Annotated in this window: 14 protein-coding genes, 2 tRNA genes and 1 pseudogene; 5 read left to right on the plus strand and 12 right to left on the minus strand. The window is 72.8% G+C overall.

Annotation, left to right across the window (positions count from 1 at the left end; all coding sequences use genetic code 11):
* The first annotated feature begins 39 nt into the window (after positions 1 to 39).
* Positions 40 to 2,103 carry a cell wall-binding repeat-containing protein gene (locus ER308_RS00945; RefSeq protein WP_131153275.1) on the plus strand — a complete coding sequence of 688 codons (2,064 nt, stop codon included), beginning with the start codon at positions 40 to 42 and terminating at the stop codon, positions 2,101 to 2,103.
* A 13-nt stretch (positions 2,104 to 2,116) separates the two neighbouring features.
* On the opposite strand, the gene ER308_RS00950 is transcribed toward ER308_RS00945, so the two are convergent.
* From ER308_RS00950 to ER308_RS00965, 4 genes are all read right to left on the minus strand, one after another.
* A complete protein-coding gene (locus ER308_RS00950) occupies positions 2,117 to 2,581 on the minus strand; it encodes a GreA/GreB family elongation factor (protein ID WP_131153276.1) in 465 nt (154 codons plus the stop codon).
* A 105-nt stretch (positions 2,582 to 2,686) separates the two neighbouring features.
* The gene (locus tag ER308_RS00955) at positions 2,687 to 3,067 is read right to left on the minus strand and encodes a cupin domain-containing protein (RefSeq protein WP_131153277.1); all 381 of its coding nucleotides are present in this window, start codon (positions 3,065 to 3,067) and stop codon (positions 2,687 to 2,689) included.
* A gap of 197 nt (positions 3,068 to 3,264) precedes the next feature.
* Entirely contained in the window at positions 3,265 to 4,320 is a 1,056-nt protein-coding gene (locus ER308_RS00960) for an alpha/beta fold hydrolase (RefSeq protein ID WP_131153278.1), read from the minus strand.
* Positions 4,321 to 4,486: 166 nt separating this feature from the next.
* A tRNA-Val gene (locus tag ER308_RS00965) sits at positions 4,487 to 4,560 on the minus strand.
* Positions 4,561 to 4,655: 95 nt separating this feature from the next.
* On the opposite strand from ER308_RS00965, the gene ER308_RS00970 reads away from it, so the two are divergent.
* The 3 genes from ER308_RS00970 to ER308_RS00980 are packed head-to-tail and all read left to right on the plus strand — an operon-like array spanning position 4,656 to position 7,137.
* Entirely contained in the window at positions 4,656 to 4,967 is a 312-nt protein-coding gene (locus ER308_RS00970) for a DUF3467 domain-containing protein (RefSeq protein WP_131153279.1), read from the plus strand.
* The gene (locus ER308_RS00975; protein ID WP_131153280.1) at positions 4,964 to 5,686 is read left to right on the plus strand and encodes a lipoyl protein ligase domain-containing protein; all 723 of its coding nucleotides are present in this window, start codon (positions 4,964 to 4,966) and stop codon (positions 5,684 to 5,686) included. Before ER308_RS00970 ends, ER308_RS00975 begins: the two co-directional genes overlap by 4 nt.
* Positions 5,687 to 5,697: 11 nt before the next feature.
* Positions 5,698 to 7,137, plus strand: coding sequence for an alpha,alpha-trehalose-phosphate synthase (UDP-forming) (locus ER308_RS00980; RefSeq protein WP_131153281.1), 1,440 nt, complete (start codon positions 5,698 to 5,700; stop codon positions 7,135 to 7,137).
* 14 nt (positions 7,138 to 7,151) lie between these two features.
* Here the strand turns inward: ER308_RS00980 and otsB are convergent, their stop codons facing one another.
* The 8 genes and pseudogenes from otsB to ER308_RS22970 form a co-directional block, all read right to left on the minus strand.
* On the minus strand, positions 7,152 to 7,931 hold the full coding sequence (gene otsB / locus ER308_RS00985; protein WP_131153282.1) for a trehalose-phosphatase: 780 nt from the start codon (positions 7,929 to 7,931) through the stop codon (positions 7,152 to 7,154).
* Positions 7,928 to 8,689, minus strand: a complete 762-nt coding sequence (locus tag ER308_RS00990) for a 5-formyltetrahydrofolate cyclo-ligase (RefSeq protein WP_131153283.1) — start codon at positions 8,687 to 8,689, stop codon at positions 7,928 to 7,930. The genes otsB and ER308_RS00990 overlap by 4 nt, the downstream gene beginning before the upstream one ends.
* Before the next feature lie 37 nt (positions 8,690 to 8,726).
* Positions 8,727 to 9,506: an XdhC family protein gene (locus ER308_RS00995; RefSeq protein ID WP_131153284.1), complete on the minus strand. Its 780-nt coding sequence runs from the start codon at positions 9,504 to 9,506 to the stop codon at positions 8,727 to 8,729.
* Positions 9,507 to 9,521: 15 nt separating this feature from the next.
* Positions 9,522 to 11,003 (minus strand): wax ester/triacylglycerol synthase family O-acyltransferase, encoded by a 1,482-nt coding sequence (locus tag ER308_RS01000; protein ID WP_165491707.1) that lies wholly within the window; start codon positions 11,001 to 11,003, stop codon positions 9,522 to 9,524.
* 55 nt (positions 11,004 to 11,058) lie between these two features.
* Positions 11,059 to 11,472 carry a hypothetical protein gene (locus tag ER308_RS01005; RefSeq protein WP_131153286.1) on the minus strand — a complete coding sequence of 138 codons (414 nt, stop codon included), beginning with the start codon at positions 11,470 to 11,472 and terminating at the stop codon, positions 11,059 to 11,061.
* Positions 11,473 to 11,590: 118 nt separating this feature from the next.
* Positions 11,591 to 11,664 (minus strand) — tRNA-Gly (locus ER308_RS01010).
* A 78-nt stretch (positions 11,665 to 11,742) separates the two neighbouring features.
* Positions 11,743 to 12,252, minus strand: a complete 510-nt coding sequence (dut, locus tag ER308_RS22965; RefSeq protein ID WP_420826232.1) for a dUTP diphosphatase — start codon at positions 12,250 to 12,252, stop codon at positions 11,743 to 11,745.
* Between the two features lie 129 nt (positions 12,253 to 12,381).
* A pseudogene (locus tag ER308_RS22970) lies at positions 12,382 to 12,891 on the minus strand (GNAT family N-acetyltransferase); the annotation flags it as partial.
* Between the two features lie 189 nt (positions 12,892 to 13,080).
* Here ER308_RS22970 and ER308_RS01020 point away from each other — a divergent pair.
* The gene (locus tag ER308_RS01020) at positions 13,081 to 14,256 is read left to right on the plus strand and encodes a cytochrome c oxidase subunit II (RefSeq protein ID WP_131153288.1); all 1,176 of its coding nucleotides are present in this window, start codon (positions 13,081 to 13,083) and stop codon (positions 14,254 to 14,256) included.
* Positions 14,257 to 14,328: the final 72 nt, after the last annotated feature.

Raw genomic sequence — 14,328 nt, forward strand, 5'->3', positions numbered from 1 at the left:
CGCCGATGCCCGTGATGCGGGCTCAGGGAGGCGTGACGCGTGACGAGCTCGGCCGAGGGCAGGCCTCATCCCGGTGCCGGTCGCCGGCTGCGCGCGACACCGGCCGCGGGAGCGACGGCCATCGTGCTGGTCCTGGCTGTGGCGGTGTTCGGCCCGGCCCCACCCGCAACCGCTGAGGAGCCCGGCGACGAGCCGTCGAGCGAGATCGTGCGCGTGGCCGGTGCGGACCGGGTCGAGACCTCGGTCGAGGCGGCCCGAGCCGCGCTGGCCGAGCGCGAGGCCCCGGGCGCGCTCGACACCGCGGTCGTGGCCCGCGCCGACGACTACCCCGACGCCCTCGCGGGAGTGCCGCTGGCCCACGGGGTCGACGCGCCGCTGCTGCTCACCCACGGGGACCGGCTCGCCGAGCCCGTCGCGGGGTTCCTCGACGAGCATCTCGCCGACCAGGCCACGGTGGTGCTGCTCGGGGGGAGCGCGGCGCTGGACCCCACCGTCGCCGAGGCGCTGGAGTCCGAGGGCCGGGAGGTCCTGCGACTGGCGGGCGACGACCGGCACGGCACGGCAGCCGAGATCGCCCGCGCCGCCTCTGATCCCTCGACGATCAGCGACCGGTTCGACGACCAGGCCCGGGGTGGGGAGCCCGAGACCATCACCCTGGCCTCCGGTGAGACGTTCCCCGACGCCCTCGCCCTGTCGGTCCCGGCGGCCGCGAACGGCTGGCCCCTGGTGCTCACCCGCGAGGACGAGTTGCCCGCTCCGACCCGCGAGCTGCTCGACGAATGGGACGTCGACCGCGTCGAGCTCGCGGGTGGCGAGCGCGCCGTCGGCGAGGAGGTGGTCGATGCACTCGAGGACCTCGGCCTCGAGGTCACGCGCACCGCGGGGGCGGAACGCTACGAGACCAGCGCGGCGCTCGCGGAGCGGTTCCATGACCATCAGACCGGCGACGACACGGATCCGCTGGTGGTGGCGACGGGCGAGGACTTCCCCGATGCGTTGACAGGGGGTTCCCTCGCGGCCGCCGGTGGGGGCATGCTCGCCCTCTCCCCCGCCGACTACCCTCCGCGCGCGCTGGGTGCGGTGCTCCTGGAGCGCACGCCCGAGTCGACGACCGTGCTGGGCGGCACCACGGTGCTCTCGGACCGCGCCGTGGACGGCCTCGCCCGCCTCGTCGGCGGCGTCGGCCGTCACGTCGCGGAACCGGAACTGGATCCCGCCTCCGGCGCCACGGTCGATCTCAGCGAGCGCGAGGCCGGCCGTCTGAGCCTGGAGATCACCGACGCGCACGGCACCCCGACCGAGGACAGCACCGTCAAGCTCCACGCCGGTGAGCAGGCGCTCGATCTCGACGTGCAGCTCGACGACGAGCGCCTGACCGTCGAGCTCACCGAGCTCCCGGAAGCGCTCGACACCCGTGGCGAGGTGGAGGTGCGGCTGTCGGGCACGTTGCACACACGGGAACCCGGCGAGGCCCACGGTCGTGAGGAGGACGTGGCCGGGCGGGCTCCGCTGTCGGGCACCTTCACGCTCACCGCCCCACCGCGCACGCGCACCACCCCGGAGGGCTTCGAGGCCGTCACCGGGGTCGGCGAGATCGTCGGTGAGAACGGGGAACTCCTCACCTACTCACTGGAGTACGAGCCCCAGGCCGGCGTCGACCCGGCCGGGTTCGTCCCCGCGGCCGCGGCGATCCTCACCGACGACGAGCGGGGTTGGGCCTCCCAGGACGCGTACCGCCTCCAGCGCGTCGAACCCGACGACGCCGACATCCGCGTGGCGCTGACCTCACCCGACACCACCGACGAACTGTGCGCACGGGCCGGCCTGCACACGGCCGGCCGCTACAGCTGCTGGAACGGTGAGTTCGCCGCGCTGAACGCGATGCGCTGGCGCGAGGGTGCCGAGCCGTTCGACGGCCGGCCGATCGAGCAGTACCGCGCCTACCTCGTCAACCACGAGGTGGGCCACGGCCTCGGCTACGGCCACCACGCATGCCCCAGTCAGGGCGCCCCCGCGCCGGTGATGAAGCAGCAGACGATCAGCACCGGGGCGTGCGTGCCGAACGGCTGGCCGTACCCGCAGGGACCCGCTGGCGACCCCTGATCGCGGTGGCTCGCTACGAGCTGCGCTCGCGCGCCACGATCGTGCAGCCGTAGACGCCCGCCGGCGTCTGCACGGTGACCCGGTCACCGGGGCGGTGGCCGAGCACCGCCTGCGCGAGCGGGGAAGCGCTGGACGTACGGTGCGCGTCCATGGCCGCCTCGGCGGGGTGGACGATCAACAGCGTCTCGCGCGTCCGGTCGGGCAGCTCGACCACGACCTCGTCGCCGACCTCGACCAATGTCGGGTCGTCGCGCAGCTCGCCGGGGGCCACCGCGCGGGCGAGGAGAGCGTCCCAGTCGTGCATCTGGGCCTGCAGCTGACGTCGCTCCTCGAACAGTCCCTCGGAACGGTCGAGGGTCAGCTCCTCCTCGACCTGGGCGAGGCGTGCGGCGGCACGGTCGCGACGTCCCTGCAGCCACGCTCGACCGTCGCTGGTCAGGACCGGCGGAGCTGCTGGTGCCTGCGTCTCGGTGGTCATGGGGCTCACTTCCCGGCGCGTCGATAAGGGGCGGTTCGATGAAGCTTTGCTTCATGATACCCCCTTCGAGTAAACACGCTAGGCCCGGCGGTCACTCCACCGGGGTCAGCCGCCGTCCCCGGTGATGTGCTCGTGGACGTGGCGCATTTCCGCGAGCGGCCCTACCTCGAAGAACACGGTGCGCTGCTCGGTCCAGGCCAGGTGACCGGCGGGCCAGAAGTACGCCTGGCCGGCGTGGGCCACGTCGCGTCGACCGTCGGCATGCTCGAGGTGAACGGCGCCTTCGAGGATCATGCCCCAGTGCGGACTGACACATCGATCGTCCGGCAGCCCCTTGAGCACCGGTGCGAGGTCGGTGCCGGCCGGCAGGTCCAGGTGACGAACGGCGAGATCACCCCATTCGGCATAGCGGGTCACGAGGTCTCCGTCGGCGACCTCCACCGGCATCTCCTCGATCGGCACGTTGATGGGTTCCGTTCGCGGCATGAGCCCTCCTATCCATCGCGGGCGTGCTGGTGCCGTGCCACGGCTGATCCCGGTCAACGACGCCGTGGGACGACGGCAGGGACGCTACGGCCGAAAGCACGCGGTCCGCGTCGCGGACCCCCCGCAGGGTCAACTCATGGAAACCCCGTAGGTCCGATGGCCGCGTTCATCGCGCGGCCCCGCGGAACCCCCGGCACCTACCTCGTCGGGGAGACCAGCCCCATGTCGACCGCGGCCAGCACGGCATCCGCCCGCCCGTTGGCATCCAGCTTGCGGTAGAGGTTGGTGACGTGACGCTCCACCGTCGCCAGGGTCACCCCCAGCGTCGTGGCGATCCGCTTGTTGGCCGCTCCGCGCGCGATCAGCACTAGCACCTCCCGCTCCCGCGGGGTCAGCACGACCCCGGGGGGTGGCGGGGCGGCTTCGGCCGGCTGGGGCCGTCCATCGACGAAGGCGAGGATCGACTCGACGACCGATCCGGAATCCCGGATGAACGGGTCGTGCTCGTTGCCGTCGAGCACGCGCAGCTCCGCGCCGGGAACCAGGGCGGCGATCTCCTGCCCAGCCGAGAGGGGCACCGCGCGGTCGTCGCGGTTGTGCAGCACCAGCGTCGGCGCGCGGATGGCGGGCAGCGCCTCGCGCACGTCCATCGTCCACTGGTGATCCAGGAGCCGGCAGGCCGTCTCCGCCGACGCCGCGGTGCGCTGGAAGCGGTCGAACCATGCCAGGTCCCTGGAGCTGGCGTTGGGCACCAGCCTGCTGGCCAGCGCGCGCGACCCCAGCCCCCAGTCAAGGCGGATCAGGTGCTTCAGCGCCTCGGACCCCTCGGCGGTACTGATGGCGGTGCCGCGGGCGAAGGCCGAGTAGCACACCAGCCGGTCGACACGTTCGGGATAGCGAGCGGCGAACACCGCCGCGGGCGGCGCCCCGAAGGAGTAGCCAATCAGATCGGCCCGGTCGATGCCGGCTGCGTCCAACACCGCCACCAGCTGGTCGACGTCGTTGTCCAGCGACGGCTCGAACCCCTCACGGTCCGACAACCCGCAGCCGAGCCGGTCGTACCACACGAACCGGCGCGCCCCCGCGAACTTGGCACGCGCACTCGCCGCCGCCGGATGCGCCCAGCTCTCCTCGAGATGGCACAGCCACCCGGGCAGCATCACCAGTGCCGGACCGTGACCAACGGTCGCGTACGCCACGCGCGACCCGTCGGCGAGCCGACAGAACTCAACGGTGGCGACGCTCGACCCCATGTCGCGCCCCTTCGAACCTGCTTCCGCGGCCCTCCACCCCGCGCTGGGCCACTGCCGGCCCAGCACACTCGGCGACGACGAGTCGGTGCGGCCAGCACGTGACGTCTACCGGGTTTTCCGGGTCTGCCGCGTGGAGGTCGGGCACGCGCCACCTCCGACAGTGCAGTGGGCGCTGCTGGACTCGAACCAGCGACCTCGTGCTTGTAAGGCACGCGCTCTCGCCATCTGAGCTAAGCGCCCGCGACAGGGGTCGAGTCTACCGGTCATCGCCACCGACGCCTCGACGGCCCGGGACCTAGGATCCCCTGCAGCCAACCCACCAACAGGAGCGCGCGATGAGCGACGATCCCACCCCACCCGAGCCGACCCCGCCCGAGAGCGGGGGTGGACGCCAAGTCAGCGTCCACGTCGATGACGAGATGAAGCACGGGGTCTACGCGAACTTCCTGGTGATCAGCCACTCGCCACACGAGTTCACGCTGGACTTCTGCCAGGTGCTGCCCGGCGGCGAGGGCGGCAAGGCGCGAGCGGAGGTCGTCTCACGAGTGAAGATCGCCCCGACCATGGTCGGCAAGGTCATGAACGCGCTGAACACGAACATGACCACGTACGAGGACAAGTACGGGATGGTCCGCGACGTGGGATGAGCCGATCGTGGGTCATCGATCCGCTGGAGGTCGGCGAGCCGACGTCGCTGCTCGCGCGGAGCGAGGCGCTCCTCGACCGGCTCGCCGACGACCCGGTACCGCGATTGCGCTGGTACCGCGCGAGCCGGACCGCGATCGTGCGGGGCCGAGGGCAACGACACCTGACCCTGCGCCGCACCGTCGGCATCGAGGAGGTGACCCGCGGCTCCGGCGGTGGTGCGGTGCTGCTCGATCCGGGGATGCTCTCACTCGACGTGCTCCTGCCCGCGGATGATGAGTGGCTCGGTCCGCGTGGCACGCACGAGCTGAGCGGGGTCTTCCTCACCGTCGGGGAGGCCTGGCGCACCGCGCTCGCCGACCTCGGCGTGCCCGATCTCACGGTCCATCCCGACGCCGCTCCCCCGCCGGGCACCGACCCCCGCGCGCAGCTCCTGGCGGCCGTCTGCTACGCGGTCCCCGGACGCGGGGAGGTCCTGGTTGGCGGCCGCAAGCTCGTCGGCCTCGCCCAACGTCGACGCCGTCACGGCGCGCTGGTGCAGTGCGGACTCCTGCGCCGGTGGTGCCCCGAGCGCCTCCTGGCCGCGCTGGGAGCCGATCCGTCCGATCCCGAGATCCACGACGCGGCCGTCGGGCTCGACGACGTCCTGGATCCACCCCCTGACGACACGACGATCGTGCGCACGGTGGAACGGGCGTTCACCGACCGTGTGGATGGGTAGGAGGCCACACCATGCAGACCGATCAGCTTCTCATCGCCAGCAACCGCGGTCCGGTGCGCTTCGCGTACGACGAGAACGGCGACCTCGAGAGTCGGCGGGGGTTCGGCGGCCTGGTGACCGCGCTCGGGGGCGCGTTGCAGGACGAGCCGGGCACCTGGGTGTCGGTCGCTCTGTCGGACACCGATCGCCGGGTGGCCGCCGAGCATCCGGGCACCTTCGAGGTCGACGCGGACGGCAGCCGCTTCCGCCTGTCGCTCGTCGATCCCGGGTACGAGCGCTTCGAGGCGTACTACAACCGCATCGCCAACGAGCTGCTGTGGTTCACCGTGCACGGCATGTGGAACGCGCCGTACGAACCCCACCGCCCGTGGTCGTCGGACTGGCGCGACGGCTACCTGCCGGTCAACCGGCAGGTCGCCGAGGCCGTCCTGGAGGCCGGCGGCGACCGGCCCGAGGTCCACTTGCACGACTACCACCTGCTCACCGCCGGCAGGACGATCCGCGCCCACTGGCCCGAGGCGCCGATCCTCAGCTACATCCACACCCCGTGGGCGCGGCCCCGTGAGCTCGCGATGCTGCCCGACGAGGTGGCCCGCGACGCCCTCGAGGGCCTGTTGCAGGCCGACGTCGTCGTGACCAGCGCACCCGAATGGTCCTCGGCCCTGCGGCGATGCACCCACGAGACCCTCGGCGCGCGCCTCTCCGGCGAGACCGTGGAGCACGAATGGGGCCGCACGCGTGTGACCGACGTCGTGCTCGGCGTCGACGAGACCGCCCTGGTGAGCGCGGCCGACGCGCCCGCGACCCGGGAGGCCGGGGAGCGACTCGACGCCTCCCGTGACGGACGTCGGCTGATCGTGCGCGTCGACCGGACCGACCTGTCGAAGAACATCGCGCGTGGCCTGCAGGCGTTCGAGCTCCTCCTGGAACGCCATCCCGAGCACCGCGAGCGCGTTCAGCACCTCGCGATCTGCAATCCCTCGCGCCAGTCCGTACCGGCCTACCGGGCCTACGTCGAGCACTGCGAGCAGCTCGCCGCACGGATCGCCGAGCGCTTCGGCGAGCAGACGATCGACCTGCGCGTCGTGGACGACTACCCGGCGGCGATCGCGGCGCTGCAGCGCTACGACGTGCTGCTCGCGAACCCCGTCCGCGACGGGACCAACCTGGTGGCCAAGGAGGGCCCGGCACTCAACCACGCGGACGGGGTTCTGGTGCTCTCACGAGAGGCGGGCGCGGTGACGACGCTGTCCGGCGGCGCGATCACCGTGAACCCGTTCGACGTGGAGGATCAAGCAGCCGCGCTACACCTGGCGCTCACGATGGACGCTGGCGAACGCGCCGAGCGGGCCAATCGCCTGCGAGGTGCCGTGACCATCGGCGCGCCCGAGGAGTGGCTGGGCGAACAGCGGCGTCTGCTGCGCGAGGCGGTCGAGGCCCGCCGAGGGTGAGCCATCCGGCGAGGTCAGGGAGCGAGACGGGCCGCGAGGCCATCGAGCCAGGTCCCGAACGCGGCCACCCCGTCGAGGAGCACGTCGCAGGCGGCCCGGACCTCGTCCGCCGTCTCGACGCCGTGGTCGACGCCGATCGCGATGCCTCCCCGCCGACGAGCCGCCGCGAACGCGGGGATGTCGCCACGGTCGTCCCCCGCGTAGGCGACCACCGCCGCGTCGGCAGCCACGCGGGCGACCACGTCGCCCTTGTCGACCGGAACGGGCGGACGCAGCTCCGCGACGAGCTTGCCCGGCTCGGCCGTCAGCCCGGTGGCCTCGGCGATCGTGTCGACGGTGACCCCGACGATCAGCTCGGCCCGCGCGTGATCGAGGGCGTGACGCCAGTGCACCGCGACCGAGCGCCCCTTGTCCTCGATCACGATGCCGGGATGACCGTCCAGTTCGGTGGCGAGCCACGCCTTCGCCTCACCGACGGCGTCCTCCCACGGAGCGACGTCGGGATGCGGCCTTACCGTCCCGTCGGCCTCGGCCTCCTCCAACCCATAGAGGCCGTAGAGTGCAATCCCCTCGATGGCAGCCCGCTCGAGGAGGAAGCCGGCCGGACGGCCCGATACGAGCGCGACGCGGCCCAGCCGTCGCGCGAGCAGCCACAGCGCCTCCCGGGTCCCCTCCGGCAGCGCGGAGTCCGCAGGGTCGTCGACGATCGGGGCGAGGGTCCCGTCGAAGTCACAGCACAACGCGGTGCGCCCGGGGTCGGCGGCGAGCCGCTGAGCGGCTTCCTCGGGGGTCATGCGCGCCCGACGAGCCGCCGGAGCAACGGGATCGCGGCGATCTTCTCGTCGGTCAGCGCGTCCCACGCGATCTCGGCCGGTCGGGGCCGCTCACGGGGGCAGCGGATCACCTCGGTGGGAGTGACGATCACGTCGACGGTGGTGTCGTGTTCGGCCAGCGGGATTCGGTCGGCTTCGACGACCTGCAGGGGATGGACCGTGGTCGCCACCACGGTGTCCTCGGTGACCACGCCGGCCTCGACGGCGAGCGCGAGCTCGAGGTCGGCGAACCCGCCACCCTTGCCGAGACGCGCGCCGCGCCGATCCACGGCGACGCACCCGCTCACGACGAGGTCGACGGGCTCCATCTCGTCGACACCGACGAGCTCGCCGTGCGCCTCCCCTCCCTTGATGGAGGCCGCGTCCCGGGGTGCGACCTCGAGCCGGTCGGGATCCAGGCGCAGGAAGGGCTTCTCACCCGCCAGGCGTGGCACCGCGAGGTAGCACACCAACCCGTCCTCGAGCGCGCGGGCTCGCACCGGCCGCTGTGGGGCATCCGGGTTGGCCTTAACCGCGTCGGCCCGATCCCACTCCGGCAGCGCAGCCAGCCGCTGCGCCGCCTCCTCGGCGCCGGAGAAGTTCGGGATGCGGTTGCGCGCGCCCGGGAACCGCGCCGCACCGGCGTCGGACAGCGCCTGCCAGACCTCCTCACGCAGCGCCCGCTTGGCCCCGAGGACCGCGGGGTCGCCCCCGGCGTCGGCGTCGTGGTCACGGCTCACGCGCGCAGGCTCCCTTCGGCGCCGGGTCCGGGCGGGCTCACGTTGGCTGCGCCGACCAGTCGAGGCCGAGCCGACCCCCGTCGGCGCCGCGCTCGGCCGCGACGATCTCGGCGATGATCGACAGGGCGATCTCGGCGGGCGTCCGGCTGCCGATGTCGAGCCCAACGGGCGCGCGCAGCTTCGCGATGTGCGCCTCCGGCACTCCCTGTGCGCGTAGTGTCCGCACCGCGTCGGGCGCGTGGCGGCGGCTGCCGAGCATCCCCACGAAGTAGGCCTCGCTGGCGAGTGCGACGCGGAGGACCTCCTCGACCCAGGGGGCGTCGTGGTCGGTGACGAGCACGGCATCCGAGGACCCCGGCGGGGCGTTCAGCAGGTACCGCTCAGGGTCGTCGGCGCGCACCTCGACGCCGGCGGGAACCGTCGCGTCACCCCCCGGGCCGACGAGCGTGACCCGCCGCTCCAGCCGGCGCGCCAGCGCGGCCACCTCACGACCGACCGGGGTCGTGCCGAGGATCAGCACCGCGGGTTCGGGCTCGTGCACCTCCGCGAACAGCTCGAGGGCACGCTCGTGCCCGTGCTCGTCGAAGTCGAGGCGCCGGCGCAGTGGTTCGCCGCCCGCGAGAGCCTCGCCGGCGAGCCGCCGCCCGGCGTGGTCGAACTCACTGCACCCGAGGGTGCCGGCGACCGGGCCCTGGTCGGTCACGACGAGCTTGGCGCCCGGATGGCTCGGCGCGTCCCCGGCGACCTCGAGCACGGTGACGAGGACCGCTCGCTCCCCCCGGCCGCGAGCCTTGGCCAGCGCATCGTAGATCTCCATCGTGATCCTCCGAGCCTATCCCGACTCGTCGGGGCCGCCCTCGTCCTCGGGCCCGTCGGCGGCGCGCGGGCACGGTGGGTGCACCCCGTCGCGGGTGCGCGCCCCACAGGCCGCGACGAGATCCACGACCGCGTCGTGCAGGTGGCCGGCGAGGTCCTCGACGTCGGGCACCGCGCGCCGGTCACCGAGCAGCCCGAAGCACAGCGAGCCCGCATACGAGCTCACCGCGACCGACAGGCCCGCGTCGCCGGCCAGCGGGATGAACGGGTGGCTGGCCTCGAGCGGCACGCCAGCCAGCCACCGTGGTGACTGCGGGCCGGGCGCGTTCGACAGCGCGAGGTTGTAGCGCTGCTCGCCGATCGCGAGGCGGGCGGCGATCGCGTGCAGGCCCGGCGGACCGAATCCGGCGACCTTCGCGAGCCGGTCCGCGGCAACCGCCTGACCGCTGTCGCGCAGGTGCGCGAGCTCCCCCATCACGCGGTACAGGCGCGCGACGGGGTCCATCTCCATGACCGGCAGGGGCGCGAGCACCCCCACCGCCCCCTCCCGGAGCGTGTGCGCGCCGGGCAGCGGTTCGCCCGTGCCGGCCTCCTCCACACGCACCGGCACCATGACCCGCAGGTCGAGGTCCTTCGTATCGTAGCCACGATTGCGCAGCAGCCGCCCGACGGCGTCGCCCACGACCGCCACGACCGCGTCGTTGATCGTCCCCCCGTACGCGCTGCGTACGTCGCGCAGCTGGGCGAGCTCCGCGTACGCGAACGCGAACCGTCGGTGGCGGGTGAGCGGCCGGTTCAGCGGGCTGGGCGGTGCGGTCCGCGCCGCGCGCGCCACGAGCCCGAGCGCGGACGTCGCGACCGCCGAAGCGGCTGCGCGTGCCTGCGCGGGCCGCCGTACCGCACCGCCGGCCCGCGCACCGAGTCGTACCGCCGCGACGGTGCGCTCCCGCACCGCATCGACGGTCAGCTCCAGCGGGGAAGGCGGCGGCTCGGGCTCCGAGTCGATCCTGGGGGCGGAGGCCTCCTCCGCGTCGGGCGCCTCGTCGAGCAGGGCGGCGAACGGATCCCCCTCCTGCTCCTGTTCCGCCGCCATGACGAGGTGGATCTTGCCGAACAGGGCGGTGCGGCCGCCCTCGAGCCCTTTGATGACGTACAGCTCCCACAGGGGGTAGGACCGGTCGAGTTGTCGCCCGATGAGGCGTGAGACGTAATCCCCGAGCTGCTCGAGTGTCCCGGGCGACGGTAGCGCCGCGTGCCGCAAGTGGTAGCTCAGGTCGAAGGCGGGTGCGTCGATCCACACGGGCTTGCCGCCCAGCGGCGTCGGACGCAGGAGCTGACGGGCTCGCGGGACCCGGGGGAGGCGCTCGCGCAGGCGATCGTGCACGCTCGTGGAGTCGAGCCCGGGCCCGAAGATGCTCACCCCTCCGGTGTGCAGGAGCGTCGATGGCGATTCGAGGGCGAGCAGCGACGCATCCAGCGCCCCGAGGCGGTCGTGCATGGGCCCCCCACGGCACGGAGACTGGCGATGTCCGCAGGCCGCGGACGTCGCCAGTCTAGAGTCCGGTGACCCCCAGCCGTCGGTTGAGCGCATCGAGCGTGGCCCTGGCCGCCAGCAACGCGGGATCGTCCCCGTCGTCGACCACCGCCCCGGCATACCGCATCGGCACGCCCGCGACCTCCACGCGGGGCATCGCCACGACGAGGTCGGGCAGCTCGGCGGCGGTGTGCACCACGGCCGCCCACTCGAGCGCGAACGTCACCGCGGACGGAGTCAGTTGATCGAGGGCCTGCAGCGTCGCGCCACCGGCCGCCACGACCCGTTCGTGCCGGCGGTCACCGGCGTCCCCGCTCGACGGACCCGGGGCCTCCCCCACGTACAGCTCGCGTTCCCACTCGAGGGCGACGCGCACGGGATCGTCCCCATCCACGGAGACGAGCAGCGGTCGGATGGCTCCGATGTCACCCATGGCTGCCGCTCCTCGCCCCCGGCATCCGGACGGCGTCGGGGCCCTACCCGCGGGACCGGCGCCGTCGTCCCTGGTCCGCCCGACACACGTCGACCCCGGCCACACCGGGGTCGGACCGAGCGGACGACGGGATTCGAACCCGCGACCTTCTCGTTGGCAACGAGACGCTCTAACCAGCTGAGCTACGTCCGCGTCGATGGACATGCTGCCGCAGCCGTCACGGGACCGCAACTCTCCGGCGGTCCCGGACGCCAGGGTCGTCACCCCTGCTCACCGACCCGTCGACCCGAACCCGCCGGCGCCCCGCGCACCCCCCGGTGTCTGCTCGTGCGCATCCTCGAACTCGGGCAGTTCGTCCACCTCGACCGGTGCCACGTGCGCGACCGATTGCACCACGAGCTGCGCGATGCGGTCACCGCGGTGCAGCGTCACCGGCTCAGCGGGATCGAGGTTGACGAGCACGACCTTCACCTCGCCGCGATAGCCAGCATCGATCGTGCCGGGCGCGTTGACGAGCGTGACGCCGTGCCGCGCCGCGAGGCCGGATCGAGGATGCACCAACCCGACGTGTCCCTCGGGGATCGCGACCGCGAGTCCGCTGCCCACCACTGCCCGTGCTCCCGGCGACAGGCGCACGTCCTCGGCCGCGTACAGGTCGAGGCCGGCATCACCCGGGTGCGCGTAATCCGGGAGGGGCAAGTCGAGATCGAGGCGTCGCACGGGCAGCGGCGCGGCTGTTTTCCCGGTGCCAGACGCTCGCGGGGCCTCACCGTCGACCAGCCGCGGGACCTCCCCGCTCGGCCGGGGGTCCGAGGCCGGCCGTGGCTTGGAGAGGTGCAGCTCGTCGACCTCGGCACCGATCGCATCCAGCAAGCGCCCGGGCAGGCGCGCGTCGAGCTGCCACCCGTGCGCGAGGTAGAAGGCCTCGCGACCGGTGCCGGCACGGACGGTCAGCGTGAGCCGGCTGAGCTCCCGCTCCCAGCCGGCCTGCTCGAGCTCCGCGAGCACTCGGGCCCCCAGCCCACCGCCCCGCACCTGCGGGTCGCGCTGCAACCGCTGGATCGTCCCGACGTGTCCGGACACCTCGCTGGCTCGCGTGGCGAGGAACCCGAGGGCCAGCACCTCGTCCCCGTCACGGGCCACGACGAGGTCGTCCCGCCCAGCGGTCACCGCGGAGAGCTGCTGCCGCGCAAGGGGGGCGACCGCCTCGTGGCTCGTCGGGTTGAGGAACCCGACCGCACCGCCGGCGTTGGTCACCCGCACCCACAGGTCGACGATGCGCGCCTCGAGTCGATCGTCGACCGGTGGGTTGCGCATGAGTTGAACTCTGGATCCGGACACGACCCGGAACCTTAGCGCCCGCGGCGGATCACCCGACATCGCGCTCCCGATCAGGTTTGGGTCCCCAAGCTCCTCCATGCCACACTTGACGCCGTGACCATCGTCCGATCCGGCGACGCTCGCACCGACGTCTCATCCTGGTCCGCCTGGTCCGCCAGATGGCGGCGCTCCCGCCGCCCGGCGGTAGACTCTCCGCGGCCCGCGGGCGGGGTCCGCTCCCCGCGCGGGGGCGGCAGCTCGTCGTCACGACGTCCACCAGGAGGGTTCATGAAGGCTCCGGCGACCCGCTCGGCCGCGAGGGGGCCGGTGACCGGTCCCACCCGGGGCAGGTGGCGCCGCGGCCTCCTTCGCGCCGCGGTGCTCGGGCTGCTCGTGTCGGTGCTGGCCGCCTGCGCACCGGACGCGCCGCAGGACACGTTCGATACCGCCGGGCCCTTCGCGGAAGCGCCCGACCAGCTGTGGAACATCGTGTTCCCCATCGCGGTCGGGGTCTTCATCCTCGTCAACGGGATCCTGATCTTCGCGATCGTCCGCTTCCGCCGCCGGTCCGACGAGGACGACTCCGAGCTCCCGAGGCAGGTGGCCGGCAACACCCGCCTCGAGATCCTCTGGACGCTCGTGCCGGCCGTGATCCTCGCGGTGATCGCGGTCCCGACCATCCAGACGACCTTCGACCTCGCGGCGCAGCCCGACGATGCCCTCGAGGTTCGAGTCGTCGCGAAGCAGTACTGGTTCGAGTTCGAGTACCTCGGTGACGAGGGGCAGGACGTCGTCACGTCGACGCAGTTGCACATCCCGACCGAGCAGCCGGTCTACCTCCACATGGAAGCGCTGTCGGCCCAGCAGCCGGATCCCGGCGGCGTCGGACCCAAGGAGGGCGGTGCGGCCGAGGGCGTGCTCCACTCGTTCTGGGTCCCCCGCCTCGCCGGCAAGCAGGACATCGTGCCGGGCCAGGTGCGCAACATGTCGATCCAGGCCGACGAGGTGGGGCGCTACGAGGGCCAGTGCGCCCAGTTCTGCGGGCTCTCGCACAGCCGCATGCGGTTCCAGGTCATCGCCCAGGAGCCCGACGAGTTCCAGGCGTGGCTCGACGAGCAGTCCGAACCGGCCGAGCCGGCCGACGAGGCCGACGAGGACCTGGTGGCCGAGGGCGAGCAGGCCTTCACCGAGGCGGCGTGCATCCAGTGTCACGCCATCGAGGGCTATGAGGGACCGGACGGGCAAGCCGCCGAGGTGCGGATCGGCCCCGACCTCACCCATTTCGCGACCCGCGACACGATGGCCGGCGGCTTCCGTGAGTCCAACCGCGAGAACCTGCGCGCGTGGCTGGAGGACCCACAGGAGTTCAAGCCCGGCGCGCAGATGCCCAACCTCATCGAGGACGAGCAGATGGACCCCGAGCAGGTCGAGCCGCTGGTCGAGTACCTCATGAGCCTCGAGTAGCGACGGTGCGGACCAACGCCCGAGCCCGCGAAGCCAAACCGACGATCCACCGATCCGACAGCGAGCAGGTCC

This window comes from Egibacter rhizosphaerae, from assembly GCF_004322855.1.
GTDB classification, from domain to species: domain Bacteria; phylum Actinomycetota; class Nitriliruptoria; order Euzebyales; family Egibacteraceae; genus Egibacter; species Egibacter rhizosphaerae.

Excerpts from the sequence above, each read along its gene's own strand:
- ER308_RS00950 (WP_131153276.1), bottom strand. The coding sequence starts at position 2,581 with ATGACCACCGAGACGCAGGCACCAGCAGCTCCGCCGGTCCTGACCAGC.
- ER308_RS00955 (WP_131153277.1), bottom strand. The coding sequence starts at position 3,067 with ATGCCGCGAACGGAACCCATCAACGTGCCGATCGAGGAGATGCCGGTG.
- ER308_RS00960 (WP_131153278.1), bottom strand. The coding sequence starts at position 4,320 with ATGGGGTCGAGCGTCGCCACCGTTGAGTTCTGTCGGCTCGCCGACGGG.
- ER308_RS00970 (WP_131153279.1), top strand. The coding sequence starts at position 4,656 with ATGAGCGACGATCCCACCCCACCCGAGCCGACCCCGCCCGAGAGCGGG.
- ER308_RS00975 (WP_131153280.1), top strand. The coding sequence starts at position 4,964 with ATGAGCCGATCGTGGGTCATCGATCCGCTGGAGGTCGGCGAGCCGACG.
- ER308_RS00980 (WP_131153281.1), top strand. The coding sequence starts at position 5,698 with ATGCAGACCGATCAGCTTCTCATCGCCAGCAACCGCGGTCCGGTGCGC.
- otsB (WP_131153282.1), bottom strand. The coding sequence starts at position 7,931 with ATGACCCCCGAGGAAGCCGCTCAGCGGCTCGCCGCCGACCCCGGGCGC.
- ER308_RS00995 (WP_131153284.1), bottom strand. The coding sequence starts at position 9,506 with ATGGAGATCTACGATGCGCTGGCCAAGGCTCGCGGCCGGGGGGAGCGA.
- ER308_RS01000 (WP_165491707.1), bottom strand. The coding sequence starts at position 11,003 with ATGCACGACCGCCTCGGGGCGCTGGATGCGTCGCTGCTCGCCCTCGAA.
- ER308_RS01005 (WP_131153286.1), bottom strand. The coding sequence starts at position 11,472 with ATGGGTGACATCGGAGCCATCCGACCGCTGCTCGTCTCCGTGGATGGG.
- ER308_RS01020 (WP_131153288.1), top strand. The coding sequence starts at position 13,081 with ATGAAGGCTCCGGCGACCCGCTCGGCCGCGAGGGGGCCGGTGACCGGT.